This window comes from Pseudomonas sp. DSP3-2-3 (assembly GCF_049898225.1).
Lineage (GTDB): Bacteria > Pseudomonadota > Gammaproteobacteria > Pseudomonadales > Pseudomonadaceae > Aquipseudomonas.
The window spans coordinates 34,903-60,622 of the sequence record NZ_JAFCXH010000031.1 but is presented as its reverse complement, the minus strand read 5'-3'; the positions used below and the strand labels follow the sequence as shown (position 1 = coordinate 60,622).

Here is a 25,720-nt window from a genome sequence, read left to right as displayed (position 1 = left end):
GCAACAACGTCAGACCGAACAATGCCTGGCCGACCACCTGAGCCTCGACGGCTTCAAATACGCGGCGGCTTTTCATTTTGTCAGCCAGCTGTTCGTCACCCTGGCCTTGGGGCCGTCGGCCTACGACCCGTTGGCGGCCAGTGGCGACATCACCGACGCCATGACCGGCCTCAGCCTCTACAGCCCCGAAGCCAGCGTCGGCCAGGAGTGGATCGCCAGCGTCATCAACGACCCGCAGCACCCGATGCACCGCATGCTCTGGCCGGATGCCGGTCAGCAGGATCTCGACGCGCCATACCAGGCACCCGCCGACCCGGAGGTTAATCAGGGCGACGGCGTTTTTCGGGCGACGGAACTGGCCAGGACCGAACAGGACAGCGTTTTGCCCGCCGCAGCATACTCGACGATCGATGCAGTGTTTTTGGCGAGTTTGCTGAAAAGCGGCAGCCTCAATACTACCCTGACCCTTGAAGCGAAGGCCGGCGCGGCTGCGCTGGTCGCTATCAATGAAAACCTGCAGGGCGCAATCGAGGCCGCCGAACGGGCGGTCCATGGCGCGCAGCATATTGCACTGCAAGACCCCGCCGCCAAACGCTTTCGCCTGAACGAAGCCGCGCATCGACGCAGCCTTGCCCAACTGCGCGGCATGCTGCCGCAAACCTTTGGCGGCCTGCACTTTCTGCCTCACGCTGACGCTCGGAGAAAGGACTATTACATTTTCGGTCTCGACGACATGCCCGAAAAAGTCGGCCGCGCCGCGCAAGTCTACGGGGTTTATCGCAATCAGAATGGCGTCATGAAATCCCCCGCTGAGGATCACGGTTTTGCTCGGCCGCAGCCGGTGCTCCCGCCACAACGAATCGTACTTGGCATCCCTAGAAATCACCGCACAGCGCTAACAGTTAGCCGACTCAACCAAAGGTTTAACGACGCCTGGCAAAAGGACACGGCCAAACGGGCGGCGGACAAGGCTGAAAAACTGAGTGGGTTGGAGAACGCGATCAAGCTGCGGGATGCGATGCGCGATAGTACGGCTTTTCGGGCGTTGGATTCGGTGCCGGTGCCGGTGGCGGGGGCGATTGTGGGGTTGGAGATTTATAATCTGAGTAATGAGTTTGACGGATGGGAGCAGACGGTTAGGGAGAAGGAGGGACTTCGTGGCTTTGTCGGGGTTGTGGGCGCAGGACTTGATTTGGCTATCGGATTCGAAGCGCTGACTGTGAAGCTGGCTGGTAGTCATTCTGTATTGGCAGCTGGACGCAAAACTGTATTCATCATTCCCGATAATATTGCCAAGCACCTTTTGGGATCGCTAAGTAATCGGCTGGTGAAAAAATATAGCGCTCGATTACTTGGCCAGATCAGCGCCGGTCTGATCTTCGTCGGACTCAACCTCTACGACGCCTGGTATTCATACAAATGGGGCGACGACGCTTATATTGGCCATTTGATCATGGCCTCCGGCGGGTTGATCGGCACCATGAGCAGTTTGGTAATTGGCGGCACTTCCTTCCTTGGCTTGAGTTCCTTGGGTTGGGCCTCGCTGCTATTGATCGTTGCTGGTGCGGGAGTGGCCTATTGGCTGAGCAGTAAACCAATTGAGGACTGGTTGAAAAAAGGGCCATTTGGAGATGATCCGCATAACGCCGCGCCACATCTGCAAGATCCTCAAAATGCCTTCTACTATCTGGTCAGTCTGTTCGCCGATATCCGAATCAGTATCGACCGCAACCCTGAATACGTTGCTGACGGCCTGCTGGATTTTCGCGCCACGGTACCTTTTCCAGTGCGCAGCGCCAATACGCGAATTCGTATTGAAAGTAATTTGAGCGGGTTATTGAATGGGCCGGGCGAACTGGGGACTCAGGCTTTTCTCAATCTGAAAAGCTTTGAAGTCTTTTTCGATCAATACAGCGACCGCAGCAAGACCAGCAGCTCGCAGATAACTGTCACGCCAGTTGCCTATCGTCTATTGCCGGGCGCCTTGGAGCTGTTCGTCAAAACACCTTTTTCCTATAAGGCGGAACCTGCGCAAAACTTACCGGAGGTCTATCACATATGGCGCGTGCGCGCTCAATTGTCGCTGAATGACGGTCAGCGCACCTGGGTATTTCCTGCGCCACCGCCCAGGGATCCGACCCCCTTCGGGCCGACCTACGCGAAACCTGATTTTGACGCTACGAAACGGCTGTTCTGGGCCGATGAAACCGAGAACAGGGCGAAGACTGCGAAATGACTGCCCAGAAAACGCCTTACTATGCAGATGCCGCTTATCGTTCAGACGGCATTCCTAAACAACAAGCTTCAACGGAGCGGTCATGGCTCAAACGTTTTGGCAAAAAACGCTTACCGTGGGGAGAGCCGCAGAATGTTACCCCAGATGATTTTCTGCGTGAACGTGCACCTGAGAGGTTACGTTTTCAAGCAGATATGCGGAAAGAGCGTGAGGAAAAACTTGCGTTAGGTACCTACATTCCAGCGCCTTACGAACACGTAGATTTTCATGATCGGCACGACCATGAGCGGTTCAGATTTTCGCTCTGGTCTTCACACTCTCAGTTTTGGTCGTACTTGTATATTTTTGGGAAAGGGTGGTCTCTGATATTTACTCCCATATACATTCTTGCTGCGCTTGCATTAGCTGCAAAGTCTCGCGAACCTTATTTCAAGGCATTATGGGGTTTGTTCGATGAAACATTTTACGTGACGATGCTTCCGTTATATTTAGCATGGGCCGCAGCATCATTAGTCTTGAGGAAACTCCCCAAACTCTGGATAAAACCCTCCCGCGGCCCCATATGGGAACTAAATCGTCGCACCGGTCTGGTAACGCTGTTCGACTACGACAACAATGGCGAATACAAGAAAAACGGCACTATCGGCGAATTAACCGCGCCGTTTTATGAGTTCGATGCTTACCTTGAATCGGGGCCGGATCGGCAAGGTTCGATGAATCATGTGTTATGCATTGCGCATCGTTATCGGGACATCGTGATCAATTTTTCTTCGCTGGTGAACGTTGATAACCGTTGGCAAATGCCCTGTGCGTTGTGGGATTTCCTGCAGAACTATATGGACACCAGCCGCCCGCTGCCGGATTTGCCGCGTTATGAAGAGTTTCGCCACCTGGACCCGACCACCGCCGCCCACGACCTGAAAACCGGCCGCAACCCGCGCTTCTGGATAGACATGGATGACGAAACCTACAAGCAGCACCTAAGGCAGTTGCTGGAAAATATCGACAACATCGACACCTTCAAACGTCAGAACCTGATGGCGCGGCATGTGCGGTATGTAGACTAAGCGAAACTCAAAGCGGCGTTTTGGTCTGCTCAAACCCGATCCGTCATCGCCGCCAACGCCACCGACGTCGCCGCCGTTCTCGTCTCGACCCCAAGCTTTATATAAATATGTTCCAGGTGTTTGTTCACGGTGCGGGGGCTGAGTTGGAGGATGTCGCCGATGTCTTTGTTGGTTTTGCCGCAGGCGACCCAGCGCAGGACTTCGATTTCGCGTTCGGTGAGTTGGAAGCGGCTGGAGAGTTTGCCGTAGGCGGGCTTGTCGTTGAAGCCCAGGCTGGCGGATTGTGAGGCGTTGCGCGCTGTTTGCAGGATGCGGGCGGTGCGCAGGTGGGAGGCGACGCGGGCCAGGACTTCGTTGCAGATGATGGGTTTGGTCACGTAGTCGATGGCGCCGGCTTCGAAGCCTTTGACTACGTGTTCGCTGTCGGTCAGGGCGGTCATGAACAGCACCGGAATGTTGGCGGTATCGGGCTGGGCCTTGATCCGGCGGCAGGTTTCGAAGCCGTCGAGGCCGGGCATCATGGCGTCGAGCAGGATCAGGTCCGGGCGGCGGCGCTGGATGCGGTTCAGGGCGCTGGTGCCGTCCAGCGCCACGAGGACCATGTAGCCGGCTTCATCCAGTGCGTCAGAGAGCAAGGCCAGATTGTCCGGCGTGTCGTCGACAATCAGGATCACACCGTTTTCAGCGGGTTGAGTCAGGGCGTTCATTGAGGGCCTCCTTGAGTTGCAGGCTGAGTTCATCCAGGCGGAAGCCTTTGGCGAGCATCCGCAGGTCGGCAACAAAACTGGCGCTGTGCTGGCTGTCACGTTCGATGGCGTCGAGTTTGGCTTGAATGCCGCGCACATAACCCAGGCCACAAAGTTCGTACAGATCTTCCAGATCCTGACGCGGCGGCAACGTCCAGGGCAGCTTGATCTGTGGTGCGGGGCGCAGGCGGCGCAGCCAGTGCAATTGCAGGTGATGCTGCATGCGGTCGAGCAATTGCTGGATATGCACCGGTTTGGCCAGGTAGTCGTTGCAAACCTCGGGGAGACTGCGTTCCTTGTCGTCGGCGAAGGGGTTGGCGTTAGCGGAAATGATGATGATCGGCGCCAGCGACAACGCGTTGCGCCGGATCAGGCGGCTGGTTTCCCAGCCGTCCATGTCTGGCATCGACAGGTCCATGAGGATCAGGTCCGGATGCAACAGTGACACCTGGCGAATCGCTTCCTGACCGTTGGCCGCCTGGGCAACCTCGAAACCCAAGGGCGTGAGCATGCCGCTGATGACCTTGCGATGTTCGATGTGGTCGTCCACCACAAGCACCAGTCGGCGCGGACCTTCGTAGCCCATCACATCGTGATCGACATGGATTACCGCCTTGGGCACGCGCACTTCGGAGAGGAACAGCCGCACCTGGAAATGCGTGCCTTGGTCCGGCTCGCTGGTCACCGACAACGCGCCGCCCATCAATGAAGTGAGCATGCGGGTGATGGTCAAACCCAGGCCGACGCCGTTGTCCTGGCGAACCAGTCCACCGCGCTCGAACGGTTGGAAAATCCGTTCGATCTGTTCCGGGGCTATGCCGATGCCGGTGTCCATGATGTCGAAAATCGCCGTTTCCCGACGATAGCTGACCCGCAGGCAGACTTCGCCGCTGTCGGTGAAATTCACTGCATTGCCCAGCAGGTTGATAAGAATTTGCCGCACGCGCTTTTCATCGCCGCGCACTACGGCGGGCATACGGCCGACTACATCGAGGCGAAAGCTCAGGCCTTTTTCCCGTGCGGTGGGGGCGAACATGTGTTCGAGGTCGTGAAGGAATTCCTGAAAGAGAATTTCTGACGGCTCCAGACGCAGCTTGCCCGCTTCGATCTTGGCGACATCCAGCAGGCCGTCGATCAACGACAGCAGATGTGAGCTGCTGCGCAGAATGGTCGCCAACGGGTCTTGCTGGTGGGCGGGAGTCGTGGCGTCACGCTGCAAAATCTGGGTGAAACCGAGAATGCTGTTCAGCGGTGTGCGCAATTCGTGGGACAGCCCGGTGACGTAGCGGCTCTTCGCCGCGTTGGCAGCTTCGGAGGCTTCCTTGGCTTTTTGCAGCGCTTGATCGGTCTTGTCGTGGGCGTCGATTTCCTGCATCAGCAACGACGTTTGCCGGTCCGACTCTTCCAGGGCGACGCGGCGGCTTTCTCGCGTCAGCACCACCCACCAGGCGAGGATCCCGGCGAATACGCACAGAGTGAAAAACGCCTTGAGGAACGCCAGGAAAAGCGTGTGATGCACAGTCGGAGACTGGTCGATCAGGCTGTGGGAAACCTGACCATAGATCACCGCCAGGGCGCCGGAAATGGTCAGTAACAACACCGTCAGCAAGCCCAGATATTGCGCGAGCCGGGTGTGCAGGTAGTGCAGCGGTAATTTCGGCAACAGTCGGCTAATGGCGTCTTCAAACTGCATCGACAGGCGCGCGCGGCTTTTGCACTGGTCGGCGCAACGGGCGTCCAGCGAGCAACACAGCGAACAAATCGGCGAGCTGTAGGCCGGGCAATATGCCATGTCGGGAGTTTCGAATTCATTGCTGCACAGGCCGCAGCGCAGGCTGGTCTGCTGGCCAAGGGGGAACAGCTGCAACGGGTCGCTGGTGCGGGCGATGTAGTACTTGCCTTCGGTCCACCAGGCGATCAGTGGTGCAACGATCAGTGCGGTGGTCAGGGAAATCAGCGGCGGCGCGGTCTGAGCCAGGGCGCCGAATGCCCCGAAATGGGCACTGATCGACAGCAGCGAGGCAATCGACATCGCCCCGACGCCCACCGGGTTGATGTCGTACAGGTGCGCACGCTTGAATTCGATGTGGTTGGGCGACAGACCCAGCGGTTTGTTGATCACCAGATCGGCAACCAGCGTGCCGATCCAGGCGATGGCCACGTTGGCGTACAGGCCGAGCACTTGTTCAATGGCATCGAACACCCCCAACTCCATGAGGATCAGGGCAATCGCCACGTTGAACACCAGCCACACCACCCGGCCGGGATGGCTGTGCGTGACTCTGGCGAAGAAGTTCGACCAGGCCAGCGAACCGGCGTAGGCATTGGTCAGGTTGATCTTGATCTGGGAAATGATCACGAACAGCACCATGGCCGCCAGCGCCCATTCCGGCGAGCTGAACACGTAGCGAAAGGCGACCAGATACATCTGCGTCGGCTCGGCGGCGCGCTCGATGGGCACTTCGTGTTGCAGGGCGAGAAACGCCAGGAACGCGCCCGCCATGATCTTGATCGCGCCGGGGATGATCCAGCCCGGCCCGGCCATGAGCAGCGCGGCCCACCAGCGCTTGCGGTTCTTGCGGGTCTTCTCCGGCAGGAAGCGCAGATAGTCCACTTGCTCGCCGATCTGTGTCACCAACGACAGCGCCACGCTGAACGCTGCACCAAAGAACAGCAGGTTGAAGGTGCCGCCTTCGCCTTCACGTCCGGCAAAACTGGTCAGGTCGGAGAGCGCTTCGGGATTTTTCCAGATCACGAAGATGTACGGCACCAGCAACAAGGTCAGCCAAAGCGGTTGCGACCACATCTGCAAGCGGCTGATCAAGGTGATGCCGTAGGCCACCAAGGGGATGACGATGATCGAGCAGATCACATAGGCCACGGCCAGCGGAATATGGAAATACAACTCGATGGCCAGGGCCATGATTGCTGCTTCCAGGGCGAAAAACAGGAAGGTGAAACTGGCGTAGATCAGCGAGGTGATGGTCGAACCGATGTAGCCGAAGCCCGCGCCACGGGTCAGCAAATCCATGTCCACGCCGTAGCGGGCCGCGTAATAGCTGATTGGCAGGCCGGTCAGGAAAATTACCAGCGCCGTGGCCAGGATCGCCCACAAGGTGTTGGTGAAGCCGTAACTCATGACCAGAGCGCCGCCAATGGCTTCCAGCGCTAGAAACGAAACCGCGCCGACCGCGGTGTTGGCGATGCGAAATTCCGACCATTTGCGAAAGGATTTCGGCGTGAAGCGTAAGGCGTAGTCCTCCATGGTCTCGTCGGCGACCAGACTGTTGTAATCGCGGCGCACCTTGACGATGCGTTGGGAGCCGGACGGTCGCACGGGGGATTCCTGAGAAGGATGTTTAGGGTTGTGGAATTGGCGACAGCAACTTCCGTGCCTGGGTATGCAGAACACATTTGTGGGACCGGCTTTAGCCGGGAAGGGGCCAGTACATTCGATGCGTTTGTGTTGCCCGATGCGCCGCCTTCCCGGCTGAAGCCGGTCCCACAGGGCTGCGACCTTTCACACGGGCGCAATCATCCTCGATTTCCCTGATTTGAGCCCTACGTCAAATGACGTAGCCCGGTACGTCAAGCTGCGTATACCGGCTTCTGTCCCGCGACTTCATGCTTGCTCCAACCTCGCCACGACGCCTTAACCGGATCTCGGCGAACCACCAGCACAGGAGCGGGAACATGGATTCACGACTGACAGGCGCCAAACGTTTTTTGCCGCGTCGATTGGCGTTGGGCGCAGCTGCGCTCTCGCTCATTGCGGCAGGTGTATTTGGCCAGGTGGCCTTGGCCGATGACGCCAACACCACTGGACTTGCCGTTACCGCGACTGAAGTAACCGTGGGCCAGCTGCACTCGGCGACCGGCACCATGGCGATCTCCGAAACCGGTTCGATCCAGGCTGAGCGTCTGGCCATCGATCAGATCAACGCTTCGGGTGGCATCCTCGGTCGGCAGATCAAAGTTGTGCAGGAAGACGGCGCGTCGGACTGGCCAACCTTTGCCGAGAAAGCCAAGAAGCTGTTGGTCGGCGACAAGGTTGCGGCGGTCTTCGGTTGCTGGACGTCGGCATCGCGCAAAGCGGTATTGCCGGTGTTCGAGAAAGAAAACGGCCTGCTGTATTACCCAACCTTCTATGAAGGTCTGGAACAGTCGAAAAATGTGATCTACACCGGCCAGGAAGCCACCCAGCAAATCCTCGCCAGCCTGGACTGGATCGCCAAGACCAAAGGCGCCAAGACCTTTTACCTGATCGGCTCGGATTACATCTGGCCGCGCACCTCGATGAAAATCGCCCGCAAGCACATTGAAAACGTGCTGCACGGCACCGTGGTTGGCGAGGATTACTACCCGCTGGGCAACACCCAGTTCGGTTCGCTGATCAACAAGGTCAAGCTGAAAAAACCTGACGTGGTGTTCGCTGCGGTCGTCGGCGGCTCCAACGTTGCCTTCTACAAACAGCTCAAGGCGGCAGGCGTTGACTCCACCAAGCAGACCTTGCTGACGCTGTCGGTCACCGAAGACGAACTGCTGGGTATTGGCGGCGAAAACATGAAGGGCTTCTTCGCGTCGATGAAGTACTTCCAGAGCCTGGACAACCCCAACAACAAAGCCTTCGTCGACAGCTTCAAGGCCAAGTACGGCAAGGATTCGGTGATGGGCGACGTGACTCAAGCCGCTTACCTGGGCCCGTGGTTGTGGAAAGCCGCTGTCGAAAAAGCCGGCAGCTTCGACGTCGACAAAGTGGTCGCTGCATCCCCTGGCATCGAGCTGAAAACCGCACCTGAAGGCTACGTGAAAATCCACGAAAACCATCACTTGTGGAGCAAGACGCGCATTGGCGAAGTGCAGGCCGACGGCCAGTTCAAAGTCATCTACGAGTCGGAGTTGATCGAGCCGAATCCGTTTCCTAAAGGCTATCAGTAGGCCGCTGCGCGGTAGCGGTTAGTTACAAGCTGCAAGCTGCAAGTAAGAAGCGGGATTTCGTTGCTTTGCTTCCTCTTGCAGCTTGAGGCTTGTCGCTTGTAGCTGTGGTCCCCGCCCACACATCTCGAAACCATCACATCCCGAGGAGGGACCACCATGCAATGGCTATCGGAATTTGGTGCCATCGCGGCCATGCAGGGGTTCAACGGGCTTTCCGTGTTCTGCGTGCTGCTGCTGATGGCCCTGGGGCTGGCGATCATTTTTGGCCAGATGGGCGTTATCAACATGGCCCATGGCGAATTTCTGACCATCGGCGCTTACACCACCTACGTCATGTCCAGCCTCACGCTGCAGTACATGCCGTCCATGCAGCCTTATTACTTTTTCTTCGCCATCGCGTTGTCGTTCGTGGTGGCCGGTGCGGTGGGTTGGATCGTCGAGTCGGTGATGATCAGCCGCTTGTACCATCGTCCGCTGGACACCTTGCTCGCCACCTGGGGTTTGTCGCTGGTGATGCAGCAGGGTTTTCGTTCGATCTTCGGTGCTCGGGAAGTCAGCGCCACGCCGCCGGAATGGCTGATGGGTTCGGTGAGTCTGAGCGACGCCATCGAGATTCCGCGTAACGGCCTGTTCGTCATGGGCCTGACCATTCTGCTGACGGCGACGATCTTCCTGATGCTGTATCGCACCCGTTGGGGCCTGCATGTGCGCGCCACGGTACAGAACCGGATCATGAGTCGCGCCGTGGGGATCAACACCCGCAAGGTCGACCGCATGACCTTCGCCCTGGGTTGCGGCGTGGCCGGCGTCGCCGGTGCCGCGTTCACCACCATCGGCTCCACCGGGCCCACCGCCGGTTCGCTGTACATCGTCGACACCTTTCTGGTGGTGGTTTTCGGCGGTGCGCAAAGTCTGTTCGGCACCATCGCCTCGGCATTTGCCATCGCGCAGACGCAGTCGATTTCCGAGTTTTTCATGAGCGGTTCCATGGCCAAAGTGCTGACCCTGTCGGCGGTTATCCTGATCCTGCTGATGCGCCCGCAAGGGTTGTTTGCCAGCAAGCTTCGTAAATAAGTGTTCGTAAATAGAGGCAGCCCCATGAATGCTCTAAATAAAGTGCTCGGCGGCCGGCAGGGTGTGATTGGCCTGTTGATACTGGCCGTGCTGATTCTGGTCGTGTTCCCGCTGACCCTCGATGCGTTTCGCCTGAACATGGTCGGCAAATACCTGACCTACGCGTTTGTCGCGGTCGGCCTGGTGTTGTGCTGGGGCTACGGCGGGATTCTCAGCCTCGGGCAGGGCGTGTTTTTCGGCCTCGGCGGCTACTGCATGGCGATGTTTCTCAAGCTGGAAGCCTCGGACCCGGAAAGCACAAAAATCCAGTCCACGCCCGGCATCCCGGATTTCATGGACTGGAACCAGATCACCGAATTGCCCTGGTTATGGATGCCGTTTCATAGCTTCACCTTCACGGTCATTGCAGTCATCGCCGTGCCGGTGTTGCTGGCGCTGGTGATCGGCCTGGCGATGTTCAAACGCCGGGTCGGTGACGTGTATTTCTCCATCGTCACCCAGGCCATTGCGTTGATCCTGACGGTGCTGATCATCGGCCAGCAAGGCCTGACCGGTGGCGTCAACGGCATCACCGATCTGAAAACCCTGCTCGGCTGGGACATCCGCGACGACAGCGCCAAGCTGGCCTTGTACTTCATCAACGCCGCCTTGCTGTTCGGCTGCATCCTGATCGGCAGATTCATCCTCGCCTCCAAGCTTGGCCGCCTGCTGATGGCCATGCGCGACAAGGAAGAGCGCGTGCGTTTCTCCGGTTACGACGTGGCCAGTTTCAAGATCTTTGTCTATTGCGTGGCGGCGGCGTTCTCGGCGATTGGCGGGGCGATGTTTGCCTTGCAGGTGGGTTTCATGTCGCCGTCGTTCGTGGGCATCGTGCCCTCCATCGAGATGGTGATCTTCGCCGCAGTGGGCGGGCGCATGTCGCTGCTCGGCGCGGTGTACGGCTCGCTGCTGGTCAATTACGGCAAGACGTATTTCTCCGAATCCTTCCCTGAACTCTGGCTGTACCTGATGGGCGGCCTGTTCATTGCGGTGGTCATGTACTTCCCCAACGGCCTGGCGGGATTGTGGGAAAGCCACGGTCGCAAGTGGTTCGACCGGGTGCTGAACAAACCCGAGCCTGTGATCGCCAGAGCGGTGGTCATTACGCCGCCGCCGGGGTCTGTTCCGATGCCCGCCAAGAGCGCCGCGACTTCGATGGAGACTCAGCCATGACCAGCCCAACGGGTTTTCAGATGCACAAACCGGTGCTGGCCATCGAAGGGTTGACGGTTTCCTTCGACGGTTTCAAGGCGGTAGACGACCTGAATCTGTACATCGACCGCAATGAAGTACGCGTGGTGATCGGCCCCAACGGCGCGGGCAAGACCACGGTGCTCGACCTGATCTGCGGCAAGACGCGCGCCACCAGCGGCAGCATCCAGTTCGACGGGCGTGAGCTGACCAAGATGCATGAGTACGACATTGTCCGAGCTGGGGTCGGCCGCAAATTCCAGACCCCGTCGATCTACGACAATTTGAGCGTGTTCGAAAACCTGGAAATGTCCTTCCCGGCGGGCCGCTCGGTGTTCGGTGCGCTGTTCTTCAAGCGCACCGCAGAAGTGGTGGCGCGGGTCAACGAAGTGGCGGCGGATATCTTCCTCGGCGGGCTGCTCGATCAGCAGGCCGGTCTGCTGTCCCACGGCCAGAAGCAATGGCTGGAGATCGGCATGCTGCTGATGCAGGACCCGGAGCTGTTGATGCTCGACGAGCCGGTGGCGGGTATGAGCGTCAGTGAGCGTTCGCAGACCGCCGAACTGCTCAATCGCATCAGCCAGGGCCGCTCGGTGTTGGTCATCGAGCACGACATGGAATTCGTCAGAAGCATCGCGCACAAGGTCACGGTGCTGCATCAGGGCAAGGTCCTGGCCGAAGGCAGCATGGATTCGGTGCAGAACAATCCGAAAGTCATCGAAGTGTATCTGGGCCATTAATAAGGAGCGCGGCATGTTCAAGATCAATCAGCTGGCGTGCGGTTATGGCCAGAGCCAGATTCTTCATGACCTGGACCTTAACGTCGAGAAACAGGAAATCGTCGCGGTCATGGGCCGCAACGGCATGGGCAAGACCACGCTGTTCAAAAGCCTGATGGGCATCCTCCCACAATGGGGCGGGCAGATTCAGGTGGAAGGCGTGGAAGTTTCCGGCATGGAAACCCATTCGCGGGTCGAGCACGGCATGGCTTATGTCCCACAAGGGCGGATGATTTTTCCGGCCATGAGCGTGCTGGAAAACATTCAGACCGGCTTGCCAGCGTCGGCTCGCGGCATCGTCCCGGAAGATCTTTACGCGCTGTTCCCGGTGCTCTACGACATGCGTGGTCGGCGCGGCGGCAATCTGTCCGGCGGCCAACAGCAGCAACTGGCGATTGCCCGGGCACTGGCGACCAATCCCAAAGTGCTGTTGCTGGACGAACCTACCGAAGGCATCCAGCCGTCGATCATCAAGGACATCGCCCGCACCCTCAAAGAGATCCGCACCTTGCGCAACCTGACCATCGTGGTCTCCGAGCAAGTGCTGTCGTTCACCCTGGAAATCGCTGATCGCTTTCTGGTCATCGAGAAGGGCCGCTTCGTGATTGAAGAGACCCGGGCCAATGTCGATGAAGCGACGATCAGTCGGTATTTGTCGGTGTGATTTATCCAGGCAGCTTTGTTGTTTGAACCGACCTCTTCGCGAGCAAGCTCGCTCCCACTGGCCTCACTTCACATGTGGGAGCGAGCTTGCTCGCGAAAGCGTCGATCGGATCACTTTTGATTGACCGAATTTACTCTCTAACTCAGGAGATACGCCATGACCGAAACGCTGATCAAAGTCGACCTCAGCCAGCCTGTCACCGAAAACGAAAACATCCACAACCGCTGGCACCCGGACATTCCCATGGCCGCGTGGGTCAAGCCGGGCGATGACTTCATCCTCGAAACCTACGACTGGACCGCTGGCGCGATCAAGAACAACGATGACGCCAGCGACGTGCGCGACGTGGACCTGTCCACCGTGCATTACCTGTCCGGGCCGATTGGCGTGCATGGCGCCGAGCCGGGTGACTTGCTGGTAGTGGACTTGCTCGACATCGGCGCGCGTGCCGACTCCCAATGGGGTTTCAACGGGTTTTTCTCGCGCAATAACGGCGGCGGCTTTCTCACCGATCACTTCCCGTCTGCGCAGAAAGCCATCTGGGACTTCAAAGGCATGATGACCAGCTCGCGGCACATTCCGGGTGTCGAGTTCGCCGGTCTTATCCATCCCGGCCTGATCGGTTGCCTGCCGGATCACAAGATGCTCGCCGAATGGAACAAGCGCGAGCAGGAACTGATCGACACCAATCCGACTCGCGTGCCGCCGTTGGCCAATCCGCCTTCTGCTGCAACCGCGCACCTGGGCAAGCTCAAAGGCCCGGCCCGCGACCTGGCTGCCGCAACGGGCGCGCGTACCGTGCCGCCCCGTGAACATGGCGGCAACTGCGACATCAAGGATCTGTCGCGCGGCTCGAAGGTGTTCTTCCCGGTTTACGTGGATGGCGCGGGCCTGTCGGTGGGCGACTTGCACTTCAGTCAGGGCGACGGCGAAATCACCTTTTGCGGCGCCATTGAAATGGCCGGCTGGGTGCATATGCGCGTCGAGCTGATCAAGGGTGGCATGGAGAAATACGGCATCAAGAACCCGGTGTTCAAGCCAAGCCCCATTGTGCCCAACTACAACAAATACCTGATCTTCGAAGGCATCTCGGTGGACGAGGCCGGCAAGCAGCACTATCTGGACGTCAACATCGCCTACCGTCAGGCGTGCCTGAACGCGATCAACTACCTGACCAAGTTCGGTTACTCCCCGGCTCAGGGTTATGCGCTGCTCGGCTCGGCGCCGGTCCAAGGGCATATCAGCGGCATCGTCGATATTCCCAACGCCTGCGCGACGTTGTGGCTGCCGACGGAAATCTTCCAGTTCGATATCAATCCCAACGCCAACGGCCCGACTAAATTTATTGATGGGTTGGTGGATTTGCCGATTGCCTACGATTTGTAGTTGCCGGTGATCGATCTGTGGGTGCGGATTTGTGGGAGCAAGCTTGCTTGCGAAGCCGTTGGTAGAGGCGATGAGGATGTTTTTGATGTACAGGCCTCTTCGCGAGCAAGCTTGCTCCCACTTGATCCGCGCTCCCGACAAGACCATAGCCAGGAGTTCCAACCATGCCCATGTACGAATTCGATTGCCCCAGCTGTGGGGATTTCACGGCGCTCAAACCCATGGCCGAAAGCGGCATGCCTTGCGCCTGCCCGCAATGCGGCGAGTCGAGCATGCGAGTGATTTTGTCGGCGCCGGGTTTGAGCAGCGTGTCAGGCAATAAACGACGCGCCATTGAAACCAATGAACGCAGTGCCAACGCGCCCAAGACGGTGGCCGAATATCAGGAAAGCAAGCGTCACCCAAGCGGTTGCGGCTGCTGTGCGCCGAGCAAAACCGTGTTGCCGACCAAGGCCAATCCCCATGCGCTGAAAGGCAAGGCGGCAGGAAGGCCGTGGATGATCAGTCATTGACACGCAGAGCATGGAATCAGGCCTGCGACGAAGAGGCGCGACAGGCCTGCATTCCACCGGTTGCCGAGCGGTTCGCTAGACTTTGGCCGCCTCGGTCGGCACGCGGCCATAGATATCGGTGAAACGCACGATGTCGTCTTCGCCGAGGTATTCGCCGCTCTGCACCTCGATCATCACCAGGTCGATGACCCCCGGATTGACCAGGCGATGGGTATGGCCGGGTTTGATGAAGGTGGATTCATTGGTGTCGAGCATGAATTCGGCGTCGTTATTGGTGACCCTGGCCATGCCGCTGACGACAATCCAGTGCTCGCTGCGATGGTGATGCATTTGCAGGGACAGCGATGCCTGGGGCCGGACCACGATACGTTTGATCTTGAAGCGCTTGCCTTCCTCCAGCACGGTATACGTGCCCCATGGCCGGGTGACGGTGCGATGCAGGCGATAGGCATCATGGCCCTGGCGCTTGAGTTCCTGAGCGATGATTTTCACATCCTGGCTGCGCTTGCCATCGGCGATCAGCAAGGCATCCGGCGTGTCGATGATGATCAGGTCATCCAGCCCGATGCCACCCACCAGGCGATTCGGCGAGTCGATGTAACAGTTGGTCACGTCGTGCAGCACGGTCTGACCGTTGCACTGGTTGCCCAGCTCATCGACCGGGGTCAGTTCGCGCAAGGCCTGCCAGGAACCGATATCGCTCCAGCCCAGCTGGCAGGGGATCACCGCGACCTTTTGCGAGCGTTCCATCAACGCGTAGTCGATGGAAATGTCCGGCGCCAAGGCAAAGGAATGGCTCTCCAGCTCCAGTTGCAGTTCGTGATTGCCTTGCTTGCTGGTGCTTTGCTCAAGGCATTTCTGCACCGCCGCGAGGATCTGCGGCGCATGCTCCTGGAACTCGCTGAGCAGCGTATCGGCGCGCATGCAAAACATCCCGGCATTCCATAAATGCAGGCCGCCGTCCAGATAGCTTTGTGCGGTGGCTGCGTCCGGTTTTTCCACAAAACGTGCGACCTGATAGCCGTGTTCGTTCAGCGACTGACCTTTTTCGATGTAGCCGAAACCGGTTTCCGCTTTGTCCGGCAAGATCCCGAAAGTCACCAGCCAGCCTTGGTCAGCCAGAACGCGTGCCTGCTGCACCGCTGCCGAGAAGGCCGCGACATCGGCAATCAAATGGTCCGCCGGCAGAATCAGCAACTGGGCGTCTTCGCCATACAGGCGGGCCACGTGCAGGGCGGCGGCAGCGACTGCCGGTGCGGTATTGCGGCCAAATGGCTCAAGGACGAAATCCAGCGCGACCCGGGTTTTATTCAGTTGCCGATAGTCGTCAACCGTCCGGAAGTACACCTCGCGATTGGTTACGGTCAGCAATCGCTCAACGTCGGGCAGCCCTACGGCGCGTATGAAGGTTTTCTGCAGCAGGCTTTCGCCGTCGGGAAGGCGTATGAAGGGTTTGGGCATGGCTTCGCGGGAGACCGGCCACAACCGGGTGCCGGCGCCGCCGGCGATGATGCAAGGGATGAGGGTGCTCATCAAAATAAGCCTCACGAGTCAATAGCACGGCCGGAACAGTGCGTAAGGGTTGTCGATGTTGGGTGGTCAATAAAACGTCACATGCTGCGGAAGATGAAAATATAGTCAGTATTTTGGCTTGTGCGCGATTTTTACGACTCCACCTGTCGTTTTATTGATACTTCCAGCCCGTTATGCATTCGAAACGCCGTGCGCTTCTATGTGACTGAGTGAATCACCCTCGAACAGATATTTTGCGGGGAGTAAAGCTCATGAAACGGGAGGTGTGGGGACAAAACAGCGACGACGGAGAAATTATTCTGAGATGGAAGGGTTTTTCTTCCTCCGCTGAGGTCAACATCTTGCGCATTGAATCAGAGGGGAGGGCGCGTTGATGACAGGTCGGAAAGCAATGTTAATTCTGCACGGCAAGCAGGCACTCAATGAAGAAGTGCGTGCGGCCGTGGCGGACAAGCGCAACGAGGGTTGGGAGTTGGAGGTGCGGGTCACCTGGGAAGGCGGCGACGCGCAGCGCCTGGTCAAAGAAGCACTGGCAGCAGGACACACGCAGATCATTGCGGGTGGCGGCGACGGTACGTTGCGCGACATTGCCGAAGCCTTGGCAGATGCCGACGCCGAGCTGACTATCATGCCGCTGGGCACCGCTAATGATTTCGCGCGAGCGGCGGGCGTGCCGCTGGAACCCAAGGCGGCGCTGGACTTGCTGGATGTGCCTGCGCGGCCGGTGGATCTCGGCGAGGTCGACGGCAAGATATTTCTCAACATGGCAACCGGTGGTTTCGGCAGCCAGGTCACCGCCAACACTTCAGAAGACCTGAAAAAAGTCCTGGGCGGTGCTGCTTATCTGTTCACCGGGCTGACACGTTTCAGTGAGCTGAGTACGGCCTACGGCGAGTTGAATGGTCCGGATTTTCACTGGCGCGGCGACTTGCTGGCGCTGGGCATCGGCAATGGCCGACAAGCCGGTGGCGGACACGTGCTGTGCCCGACCGCGCTGGCCGATGACGGCTTGCTGGATATCAGCATTTTGCCCGCACCTCAGGAATTGGTCGGAACCCTGAGAGGACTGCTGGAAGGCGGGCTGGGCATCGATAACATGTTCATCCGCGCGCGCCTGCCGTGGGTGGAACTGAAGTCGGCGCAAGGGCTGGATATCAATCTGGATGGCGAGCCGTTGTCAGGCGAAAACCTGCGCTTTTCGGCGCGTCCGGGAGCGTTGCATGTGCATCTGCCCGCCGACTCTGCACTGTTTACAGCGCCCCGGCACATTGCTCACGCGGACTGATCTACCAGATCAACCGGTAGGCGTTTTCTGCCCCGCTTGTGGGAGTTACATATTCCACAAGTGGCAGAGGACTTGTCCTCGATGACAATGGCAGCAGCACTGCAGTTGGCTCGGGCAGACTGAGCTAGTCAATCGAGGACAAGTCCTCTCCCACAAAAACCTGCGTCCGTCACGCTTCCAGCAGGCCGGGCGGCGGACGTGAGATTCGCCAGCAGCTCGCGCTGTTCACTGTCGTCGAGCAACAACAGTCCGTCGCGCGGATCGATCAGTTCAAGTTGCCAGGCGAGCAGGCTGAAGCAGTCTTTCAGGACTAGCAGCACGTTGTCCTGGCAATGGCTGTCACGCATCGCGGCACTCAACACGCTCAGTAATTGCCGGGAGAAGTCAGCAACGTCGGCAATCGCAGCGTTTTCTGCCACTTCCCTGAGTTTGCGCAACGCGGTGATCAGGCCGTCAATGGCGTCTTGATCGTCGCTGATCAACTCCAGATGCAACAGGCATTCCTGCGAGCGGTTCAGAAGGGCCTGGGATTCGCTGAAAAATTCGGGATATCTGTCTTGCCATTGAAGGCCGTTCAGCATGCTTGATCTCCACATGTCATGTCATGGCTGGCGACTGGGCTCGCGTTCGGCGAGTGGCTGCCAGTTAATGTGGATTTTCAGCGCAAGTCTGTAGGCCGATTCTGAAGTTCGCCAAAACCTGGCCTGTGTCCCATTTGCCTTGTCTGACAGGCTGAAAGAAATTACCGACAAGCGATGGTGTTAATGTGACATCAAGCCTGGGACGTGGCATTTTATTGCGATTAAGGTCTCGCTCATTTCAGCCGATAACAGGTCTAGCGGACTCACTGTGACCCACGCTTCTGGAGCTATACATGGCTGGCATTCTCGACTCGGTAGATCAACGCACACAGCTGGTGGGCGAGAACCGCCTGGAAATTCTCATGTTTCGCCTGGCGGGTCGGCAGTTATTCGCCATCAACGTGTTCAAGGTCCAGGAAGTGCTACAGCTGCCGAAGCTGACCCTGATGCCCCAGCGACATGCGTTCGTCTGCGGCGTGGTCAACCTGCGCGGCCAGACATTGCCGGTGATCGACCTTTCCCAGGCCATCGGCATGCGCCCGCTGGTGCCGGGGCCAACCAGCACCATCATCGTGACTGAATACAACCGCTCGGTTCAGGCGTTTCTGGTCGGTGGCGTGGACCGCATCGTCAACATGAACTGGGAGTCGATCCTGCCGCCACCGGCCAGCGCCGGGCGTCAGCATTACCTGACTGCCATCAGCAAGGTCGATGACCAGCTTGTGGAAATCATCGACGTGGAAAAAGTCCTCGCCGAAATCGTGCCGTACAACGCCAAGGTCTCGCGCGAGAAGCTCGAAGACCCGATTCTTGAGCGTGCCCGTGGGCGGGAAATCCTGTTGGTCGATGACTCGAAGGTGGCGCTCAGTCAGCTGCGAGACACCTTGTCGCAGCTCGGCGTGAAGCTGCATGTGGCCAGCGACGGCCTCAAGGCGCTGAACATGCTCAAGGGTTGGGCTGACAGCGGCGAAGTCATGACCGACAAACTGCTGATGATCTTCACCGATGCCGAAATGCCGGAAATGGACGGCTACCGTCTGACCACCGAAATCCGTAACGATCCGCGCCTGCGCGAATTGTATGTCGTGCTGCACACCTCGCTTTCCGGCAGCTTCAACGAATCCATGGTGAAGAAGGTCGGCTGCGACAACTTCCTCTCCAAATTCCAGCCCGACAAGCTGGTGGATGTGGTGCGCGAGCGATTGAACATGATTCACGGCTGATACCCGCGTTTGTGTGACTGAATCCCGGCAGGTTCGTATAAGCTTGCAGCTCTTCGAGCCTCTGCTTATCACCTGCCAGACAAGGATCAGGCCATGTTGCATCTCAGCGCGCTTTACCAATTCCCCCTCAAATCCTGCAAGGCCAATGTGCTGCAACAGGTTTCGTTTGACGAGCTGGGGATGGTCGGCGATCGACGCTGGATGCTGGTGGAAGAAAGCAGCGGTCGCTTCCTGACCCAGCGCGCCTTGCCGCACATGTCGCAACTTTCCGTGCTGTGGAATGCCGATGGCGGCGTCACGCTGTCGGCGCCCGGTTATTCAGCGCTGGACGTGCCGCTTCCCGAGGACAGTGAGCCCACGTTGCGTGGCGTCACGCTGTGGCGCGATACCCTGCGCGTACCGGATGCCGGTGACGAAGCGGCGCGCTGGGTCAGCGACTTCATTGGCAAGCCGACGCGCATGGTTTACGTGCCGACGGATCGTGCGCGCTGGCTGCCCAGCGGTTACGGCACCGTCGATGACAAGGTCGGGTTCGCCGATGGCTTTCCCTTGCTGTTGATCGGTCAGTCATCCCTGGATGACTTGTCCGCCAGAATCGGGCGCCCGCAAGAGATGCTGCGTTTTCGTCCGAACCTGGTGGTTGAGGGCGCCGAAGCCTTTGCCGAGGATGGCTGGAAGCGCATCCGCATCGGCGACATCGAATTCCGCCTGCTCAAAGGTTGTTCGCGCTGCATCCTGACCACCATCGACCCGGCCACCGGCGAGCGCAACGCCGACCGCGAACCGTTGACCACCCTCAAGACCTATCGCGAGCGTGAAGGGGACGTGTGGTTTGGGCAGAATATGGTCAGTGATGGGCGCGGGGTAATCGAAGTGGGGATGCCGGTTGAGATTCTGGAGTGATTGAATAACGGTCCATTGGAGCGAGGCTTGCCCGCGAAGGGTTCTTCGCGGGCAAGCCTCGCCAACGGATCTACGCAACATTCACGATAGGACGTACAGCCGCTGTATTTGCGTCTACTGGAATGCCGTCTTCCCGGATAAATCCGGTCCCACACAATCAGCGCGATCCAGTGGGACCGGCTTTAGCCGGGAAGGCGTCGGTTCAGACAATACATCTGCGGCGCCTGGCGGTTGCCCCCAGACATAGAATCTCCAACAGATTCAACACTCACAAATCATCAAAAAACCGCTCATGCCAATCTACCAGCGGCTGCGGCGAATTGAGCTTTTGGCCGTAGATCACCGAATAAGACAGCACGTTCTGCACATACTGGCGGGTTTCGTCGAACGGAATGCTTTCAACCCAGACATCAAAAGCCAGATGATTGGCGCCCTTGAGCCACTGGCGAACGCGACCCGGTCCTGCGTTGTAAGCCGCCGAAGCCAGCACGCGGTTACCGTTGAACTGGCTGTGCACCTGGCTCAGGTACGCGGCGCCCAACTGGATGTTGGTGTCCGGATCCAGCACTTGCTGAGGCGAGGCCAGCGGAATGCTGAACTTGCGCGCAGTTTCCTTGGCCGTGGCCGGCATCAGTTGCATCAGGCCGCTGGCGCCGACGCCGGAGCGAGCGTCGTCCATGAAGGCGCTTTCCTGGCGGGTAATCGCGAATACCCAGCTTGAATGCAGGCCGCGCAGCTGCGCTTCACGGACCAGCGTTTCGCGGTGGGCCATCGGGAAGCGGATATCCAGATCGTCCCAATATTGCGCCTGGCTGATGGTGCGGATGGCCGGGAAATACCATTTCAGGTCGTAGGCCAGTTTTGCCTGGGCGACCATTTCATCGCGGCTGAACGAACGGCTGACGTGGTACCACTCGCGGCGACCGTCGACGATCTGCCCGCGCGCATGAAATTCAAGCGCCCGGCGTACGCCTGGTGTATTGCGCACCTTGGTGATCAACGCCTGGCTGAGCAGCAGCGGCTTGTTGTTGAGCTGATAAGAGCTCTGCGTACGGTCGGCGGCGAGGAATCCGTAGAAATCGCGTTCTTTCGCCACGTCTTTATAGAGGTTGGCAATCAGTGGACTGCCCGGTTGGGCAAGTTCCAGTGAGCGTGCTTCCCAATAACGCCAGCGATTGGTGTCGGCCAGATCCTTGGGCAGGCGGCGGGACAGCTCGTAGGCATCTTCCCAACGGCCAAGCCGCAACAGCAGGCGCAGACGCCATTCGGTCACGGTGTTGTCACGCAGCTCCGGGTCGTACTTGGTCATCACTTCCAGCGCGCGGCCATCGTAGCGGCGGGCCAGGGTCAAGCCGATTTCCTTGGCGATCTGCACCTGTTCTTCCCGGGAGAAGTGCATGGTGCGCGCGTAGTCGTCGAGCATTTCCAGGGCTTTCTGCGGGTCCTGTTTCGCCAAACGTCGCAGCCCAAGGCCGACGACATCGGACATGGCTTCATCGACCGGGGCGAATTGGCCCGGGTTGTTGAGCATTTCCGGCTTCTTCGCCACCGCCAGCAGTAATCTGCCTTGCGGGGCCAGGCTGTTGAGGCTGTTGACCAGCGTTGTCGCCAGGCTGTAGTTGCCAGCGGTGGCCGCCAGCTTGGCGCGCTGCCAGCGTTTCTGCTCGGGCAATTGGCCGTCGGCTGCCCATTGCGCGAAGAAGCCGTCGCACGCTTCCGGCAACGTCTTGCCGGTCATCCACAGTTTTTCAGCGTTCGCATAGCCCTCGGCTTTCTTGCCATGGCCCAGCAGATACTGGCCGTACAGGCAGTCGAGTTCGACGAAATTCATCTTCGGGTCGTAATACTTGACGAAGGGCTGCCAGTCGCCGCGTTCGGCCAGCGAGCGCAGCCAGCGCAATTTCATCCAGTTGGCCTGGGGCAGGTCGCCGTGCTCGGCCAGAAATTTCTCGATTTCCGGGTTGCTGGCGGTTTTGAGCCGGGCCGTCAGCTCGTCGTAGGCCAGATAGGGCTCCAGCGGATAGTCGGCCAGCTCAGCGGCATACATCCGATAAGGGCCGGTGTCGCCTTTGGCCAGCGCGCGCTTGGCCTCATCGTAATATTGGCGTTGCTGACCAAGATCCGCGGCGTAGGTACTCTGGGCCACGGTTGCCGAGAGGATGAGGCAGGAAAAAAGACCGAACAAGCGACTGCGCATGAGACTTCCGAGCAGATGAAACGTGAAAAGTGCCGCTAGCTTAGCCTTTTGCCAGCTCCGGGTGAAAGCATTGCCGACGGGGGTGTCGCACTTGGAAATAAATCACGGCTATATAAGGAGGCAACCGCTTCCCTGGTGGTCGGTCAATCATCACTGAAAGCCGACATAGGCCCGCTATCTCAGGTAGAATGCGCCCCCAGTTTTTGGAGAAGCTCATGACCCTGCTCAAATTCACCGATGTGTCCCTTGCTTTCGGCGCCATGCCGTTGTTGGACAAGGTGTCCTGGCAAATTGCCCGTGGTGAGCGGGTGTGCATCATCGGCCGAAACGGTACCGGCAAGTCCAGCATGTTGAAGCTGGTCAAAGGTGTGCAAAAGCCCGATGACGGGGCTGTCTGGCGTGCGCCGGGGCTCAAGATCGGCGAACTGCCCCAGGAATTGCCGGTGGCCGACGAGCGGACTGTATTCGACGTCGTGGCCGAGGGCCTGGATGGCGTTGGCGCCTTGCTCGCGCAATACCATCACCTGGCGCAGAACTGCGTCACCGAGGAAGACCTCGACAAGCTGATGCATGTGCAGCAGGACCTCGAAGCCCGTGACGGCTGGCGTTTGCAGCAACTGGTCGACAGCACCTTGAGTCGCTTGCAGCTGCCTGCCGACAAGACCCTGGCCGAGTTGTCCGGCGGCTGGCGTCGTCGCGTGCTGCTCGCTCAGGCGCTGGTGTCCGAGCCGGATCTGCTGCTGCTCGATGAGCCAACCAACCACCTGGACATCGGCGCCATCGCCTGGCTTGAAGAGGCCTTGATGGGTTTCCAGGGCGCTGTGTTGTTCATCACGCACGACCGTTCCTTCCTGCAAAACCTCGCGACGCGAATTCTGGAACTGGATCGCGGCGGCCTGATCGACTGGAATGGCGACTACGCCAGCTTCCTGGTCCACAAGGAAGCCATGCTTTCGGCGGAAGAGACCGCCAACGCACTGTTCGACAAGCGTCTGGCTCAGGAAGAAGTCTGGATTCGTCAGGGCATCAAGGCCCGTCGCACCCGTAACGAGGGTCGCGTGCGTGCCCTGAAAGAACTGCGCGTAGAGCGCAGCGAGCGTCGCGAGCGCACCGGCAAGGCCAATATCCAGCTCGATACCGCCGATAAATCCGGCAAGCAGGTCATGGTCCTGGACAACGTCAGCTTCGCTCACCCGGGCGGCCCGATGTTGATCAAGGACTTCTCCATGGTCCTGCAGCGCGAAGACCGCATCGGTCTGCTCGGCGCCAACGGTACTGGCAAGACCACCTTGCTCAAGCTGATGCTCGATAACCTGCAGCCGACCAACGGCTCGGTTGAAGTCGGCACACGTCTGGACGTGGCTTACTTCGACCAGTTGCGCCATCAGCTGGATCTGGAAAAAACCGTTATCGATAACGTTGCCGAAGGTCGCGACTTCATCGATATCGACGGCCAGAGCCGACACGTGTTGAGCTATCTGGGCGATTTCCTGTTCAGCCCGCAACGTGCGCGGACACCGGTCAAGGCGTTGTCCGGCGGTGAGCGAGCGCGCTTGTTGCTGGCCAAGCTGTTCAGCAAGCCGGCCAACCTGCTGGTGCTCGACGAACCGACCAACGACCTGGACGTTGAAACCCTGGAGCTGCTGGAAGAAGTGCTGCTGACCTTCAAGGGCACAGTGCTGATGGTCAGTCACGACCGGGCATTCCTCGACAACGTCGTCACCAGCACGCTGGTGTTCGAAGGTGAAGGCAAGGTGCGTGAATACGTCGGTGGTTATCAGGACTGGCTGCGTCAGGGTGGCTCGCCACGTCTGCTGGGCGTGACCGATACCAAGTCCGGCAAAGCCGAACTGGCCACCGCAGTCGTCGAAGCGACGCCTGTCGCTGCCAAGGACATGCCGGTTGCCAAGAAGAAGCTCAGCTACAAGCTGCAACGCGAGCTGGAAGCGCTGCCTGAGCAAATCGACGAAGTCGAAGCGCAGATGGCTGCCTTGAATGCTGAAATGGCCGAAGCGGGTTTCTACCAGCGTCCTGCCGAACAGACCGCTGCCGTGCTGGCCCAGCTGGAAAACCGGCAGGCTCAGCTTGACGGTTTGCTGGAGCGTTGGGCTGAACTGGACGCCTGAACACGTTTGGCGTAGCAATAAAAAAGCCCGGATCATTCAATGATTCGGGCTTTTTGCTGCCAAGCTGCGATGAAGTCGACAGTTATTCAGCTTTTTTCAGGCGTACGGCCAGCACGTCACATGGCGCGCCGTGCAGCACGTCATTTGCAGTCGAACCGAGTAGCAGGGCCAGGCCGTGACGGCCGTGGCTGCCGACCACGATCAGGTCGCAGTTTTCCTTGCGGGCCAGTTCGTGAATTTCCTGACGCGGTTGCCCGTAGACAAGATGGGCGTCGCCCACGTTGACTTCGGGGTAATTGACTTTCAATGCAGCCAGTTTGTCCTTGGCCTGATCGAACTGCTGTTGTTGCAACTGCGAAAGGTCCATGGGCACGTCGCCACCGAAGGCCATGGCCATGGGTTCGACGATGTGTACCAGCGAAAGCTTGGCTCCGTTGCGCACAGCGACCTCACGACCGCGGGCAAGCACAGGGCTGCACTCTTCAGTAAGGTCAACGGCGACCAGAATGTGTTCATACTTCATGAGGAAGTCCTCCGGAGGTTTGCGATGGTATCAGTATGGCTGGTTCATGCCTTTCTGGGCAGACCCTTGTTTTTAACTGCAGCAGTGCGAATCAAAAGGCAGGCAGCAATATGACGGTCTGGATAATCCTGTCAATCGTTGGTGTGATGCTCAGCCCGTTGGTGTGGCTGCGGCCGTCGCGGCAACAGAGCGGCAGAATGGCACTGCGCATGGAGGCACGGCGCATGGGGCTGGCCATGCAACTGGCGCCGCAGGAGTGGCCACACTGGTTGCCCAAGGAACCACCAAGCCCGTGTGCGCAATATCACCGACCGCGTCGTATGGAAAAAGCCGCATCCTGGGTGTACTGGCAAACTGAGGCTGGCGTCTGGCTCAATCGTTGGCGCGAGCCCTGCGAGGACGAAAGCTTGTTGACTCAATTCAACACGCTGCCCGCTGATGTGTTCAAGGTCGAGGCTGATGAGCAAATGATTGCCCTGTACTGGGCCGAGCGGGGCGAGCCAGAAGTATTGCAACGTATTGCTGCGGTGCTTAAGGCCCTGGCTTGATGTCCGTTAGGCAAATTTCAGGCATTAAAAAGCCCGACAACAACATCGGGCTGGGGTTGGCCAGGCAGGCCGATAATCTGTAGCGCATCTCGGTGCAATGCCGAAAAAGCGCGGGCTAGAGCGGCGGGTTCCAATGACCGGTTCCGCTGTCTAATGCAGTGCGCTGAAT

Annotated in this window: 19 protein-coding genes and 1 pseudogene; 14 read left to right on the top strand and 6 right to left on the bottom strand. The window is 58.8% G+C overall.

Annotation, left to right across the window (positions count from 1 at the left end):
* Positions 1–2,236 (top strand): annotated as a pseudogene (locus ACP7E4_RS25835) (hypothetical protein); the annotation flags it as partial.
* Entirely contained in the window at positions 2,233–3,303 is a 1,071-nt protein-coding gene (locus tag ACP7E4_RS25830) for a hypothetical protein (protein WP_426224902.1), read from the top strand. The pseudogene ACP7E4_RS25835 and the gene ACP7E4_RS25830, both read left to right, overlap by 4 nt.
* A gap of 29 nt (positions 3,304–3,332) precedes the next feature.
* Here ACP7E4_RS25830 and ACP7E4_RS25825 read toward each other — a convergent pair whose 3' ends face one another.
* Positions 3,333–4,010 (bottom strand): response regulator, encoded by a 678-nt coding sequence (locus ACP7E4_RS25825; RefSeq protein ID WP_426119769.1) that lies wholly within the window; start codon positions 4,008–4,010, stop codon positions 3,333–3,335.
* Positions 3,985–7,386, bottom strand: a complete 3,402-nt coding sequence (locus ACP7E4_RS25820) for an ATP-binding protein (protein WP_426119771.1) — start codon at positions 7,384–7,386, stop codon at positions 3,985–3,987. Before ACP7E4_RS25820 ends, ACP7E4_RS25825 begins: the two co-directional genes overlap by 26 nt.
* A gap of 356 nt (positions 7,387–7,742) precedes the next feature.
* On the opposite strand from ACP7E4_RS25820, the gene urtA reads away from it, so the two are divergent.
* The 7 genes from urtA (at position 7,743) to ACP7E4_RS25785 (ending at position 14,632) form a co-directional block, all read left to right on the top strand.
* Positions 7,743–8,987 carry an urea ABC transporter substrate-binding protein gene (gene urtA / locus ACP7E4_RS25815; RefSeq protein WP_020294150.1) on the top strand — a complete coding sequence of 415 codons (1,245 nt, stop codon included), beginning with the start codon at positions 7,743–7,745 and terminating at the stop codon, positions 8,985–8,987.
* Positions 8,988–9,143: 156 nt separating this feature from the next.
* Entirely contained in the window at positions 9,144–10,061 is a 918-nt protein-coding gene (gene urtB / locus ACP7E4_RS25810) for an urea ABC transporter permease subunit UrtB (RefSeq protein WP_426119772.1), read from the top strand.
* 24 nt (positions 10,062–10,085) lie between these two features.
* Positions 10,086–11,273 (top strand): urea ABC transporter permease subunit UrtC, encoded by a 1,188-nt coding sequence (gene urtC, locus ACP7E4_RS25805; protein ID WP_426119773.1) that lies wholly within the window; start codon positions 10,086–10,088, stop codon positions 11,271–11,273.
* On the top strand, positions 11,270–12,031 hold the full coding sequence (gene urtD, locus ACP7E4_RS25800) for an urea ABC transporter ATP-binding protein UrtD (protein WP_426119776.1): 762 nt from the start codon (positions 11,270–11,272) through the stop codon (positions 12,029–12,031). The genes urtC and urtD overlap by 4 nt, the downstream gene beginning before the upstream one ends.
* Positions 12,032–12,044: 13 nt before the next feature.
* Positions 12,045–12,734, top strand: coding sequence for an urea ABC transporter ATP-binding subunit UrtE (urtE, locus tag ACP7E4_RS25795; RefSeq protein ID WP_426119778.1), 690 nt, complete (start codon positions 12,045–12,047; stop codon positions 12,732–12,734).
* A 156-nt stretch (positions 12,735–12,890) separates the two neighbouring features.
* On the top strand, positions 12,891–14,120 hold the full coding sequence (gene fmdA, locus ACP7E4_RS25790) for a formamidase (RefSeq protein ID WP_426119779.1): 1,230 nt from the start codon (positions 12,891–12,893) through the stop codon (positions 14,118–14,120).
* A 164-nt stretch (positions 14,121–14,284) separates the two neighbouring features.
* Positions 14,285–14,632, top strand: coding sequence for a zinc ribbon domain-containing protein (locus ACP7E4_RS25785; RefSeq protein WP_331150078.1), 348 nt, complete (start codon positions 14,285–14,287; stop codon positions 14,630–14,632).
* A gap of 75 nt (positions 14,633–14,707) precedes the next feature.
* Here ACP7E4_RS25785 and ACP7E4_RS25780 read toward each other — a convergent pair whose 3' ends face one another.
* Positions 14,708–16,165 (bottom strand): mannose-1-phosphate guanylyltransferase/mannose-6-phosphate isomerase, encoded by a 1,458-nt coding sequence (locus ACP7E4_RS25780; protein WP_426119781.1) that lies wholly within the window; start codon positions 16,163–16,165, stop codon positions 14,708–14,710.
* A 373-nt stretch (positions 16,166–16,538) separates the two neighbouring features.
* Here ACP7E4_RS25780 and yegS point away from each other — a divergent pair, with 373 nt between their 5' ends.
* Positions 16,539–17,450: a lipid kinase YegS gene (yegS, locus tag ACP7E4_RS25775; protein ID WP_426119783.1), complete on the top strand. Its 912-nt coding sequence runs from the start codon at positions 16,539–16,541 to the stop codon at positions 17,448–17,450.
* A gap of 128 nt (positions 17,451–17,578) precedes the next feature.
* Here the strand turns inward: yegS and ACP7E4_RS25770 are convergent, their stop codons facing one another.
* Positions 17,579–18,031 (bottom strand): hypothetical protein, encoded by a 453-nt coding sequence (locus tag ACP7E4_RS25770; protein ID WP_426119784.1) that lies wholly within the window; start codon positions 18,029–18,031, stop codon positions 17,579–17,581.
* A 293-nt stretch (positions 18,032–18,324) separates the two neighbouring features.
* On the opposite strand from ACP7E4_RS25770, the gene ACP7E4_RS25765 reads away from it, so the two are divergent.
* Together ACP7E4_RS25765 and ACP7E4_RS25760 are read left to right on the top strand one after the other, a co-directional pair.
* Positions 18,325–19,254, top strand: coding sequence for a chemotaxis protein CheV (locus tag ACP7E4_RS25765; RefSeq protein WP_426119786.1), 930 nt, complete (start codon positions 18,325–18,327; stop codon positions 19,252–19,254).
* 93 nt (positions 19,255–19,347) lie between these two features.
* Positions 19,348–20,157 carry an MOSC domain-containing protein gene (locus tag ACP7E4_RS25760; RefSeq protein ID WP_426119788.1) on the top strand — a complete coding sequence of 270 codons (810 nt, stop codon included), beginning with the start codon at positions 19,348–19,350 and terminating at the stop codon, positions 20,155–20,157.
* A gap of 268 nt (positions 20,158–20,425) precedes the next feature.
* Here the strand turns inward: ACP7E4_RS25760 and ACP7E4_RS25755 are convergent, their stop codons facing one another.
* Positions 20,426–22,354 carry a transglycosylase SLT domain-containing protein gene (locus tag ACP7E4_RS25755; RefSeq protein WP_426119635.1) on the bottom strand — a complete coding sequence of 643 codons (1,929 nt, stop codon included), beginning with the start codon at positions 22,352–22,354 and terminating at the stop codon, positions 20,426–20,428.
* Positions 22,355–22,569: 215 nt separating this feature from the next.
* On the opposite strand from ACP7E4_RS25755, the gene ACP7E4_RS25750 reads away from it, so the two are divergent.
* Entirely contained in the window at positions 22,570–24,480 is a 1,911-nt protein-coding gene (locus tag ACP7E4_RS25750; RefSeq protein ID WP_065834467.1) for an ATP-binding cassette domain-containing protein, read from the top strand.
* An 82-nt stretch (positions 24,481–24,562) separates the two neighbouring features.
* Here ACP7E4_RS25750 and ACP7E4_RS25745 read toward each other — a convergent pair whose 3' ends face one another.
* Entirely contained in the window at positions 24,563–25,003 is a 441-nt protein-coding gene (locus tag ACP7E4_RS25745) for a universal stress protein (protein ID WP_426119634.1), read from the bottom strand.
* A gap of 110 nt (positions 25,004–25,113) precedes the next feature.
* On the opposite strand from ACP7E4_RS25745, the gene ACP7E4_RS25740 reads away from it, so the two are divergent.
* Complete coding sequence (locus ACP7E4_RS25740; RefSeq protein ID WP_426119633.1) at positions 25,114–25,551, top strand: hypothetical protein; 438 nt, start codon at positions 25,114–25,116, stop codon at positions 25,549–25,551.
* Positions 25,552–25,720: the final 169 nt, after the last annotated feature.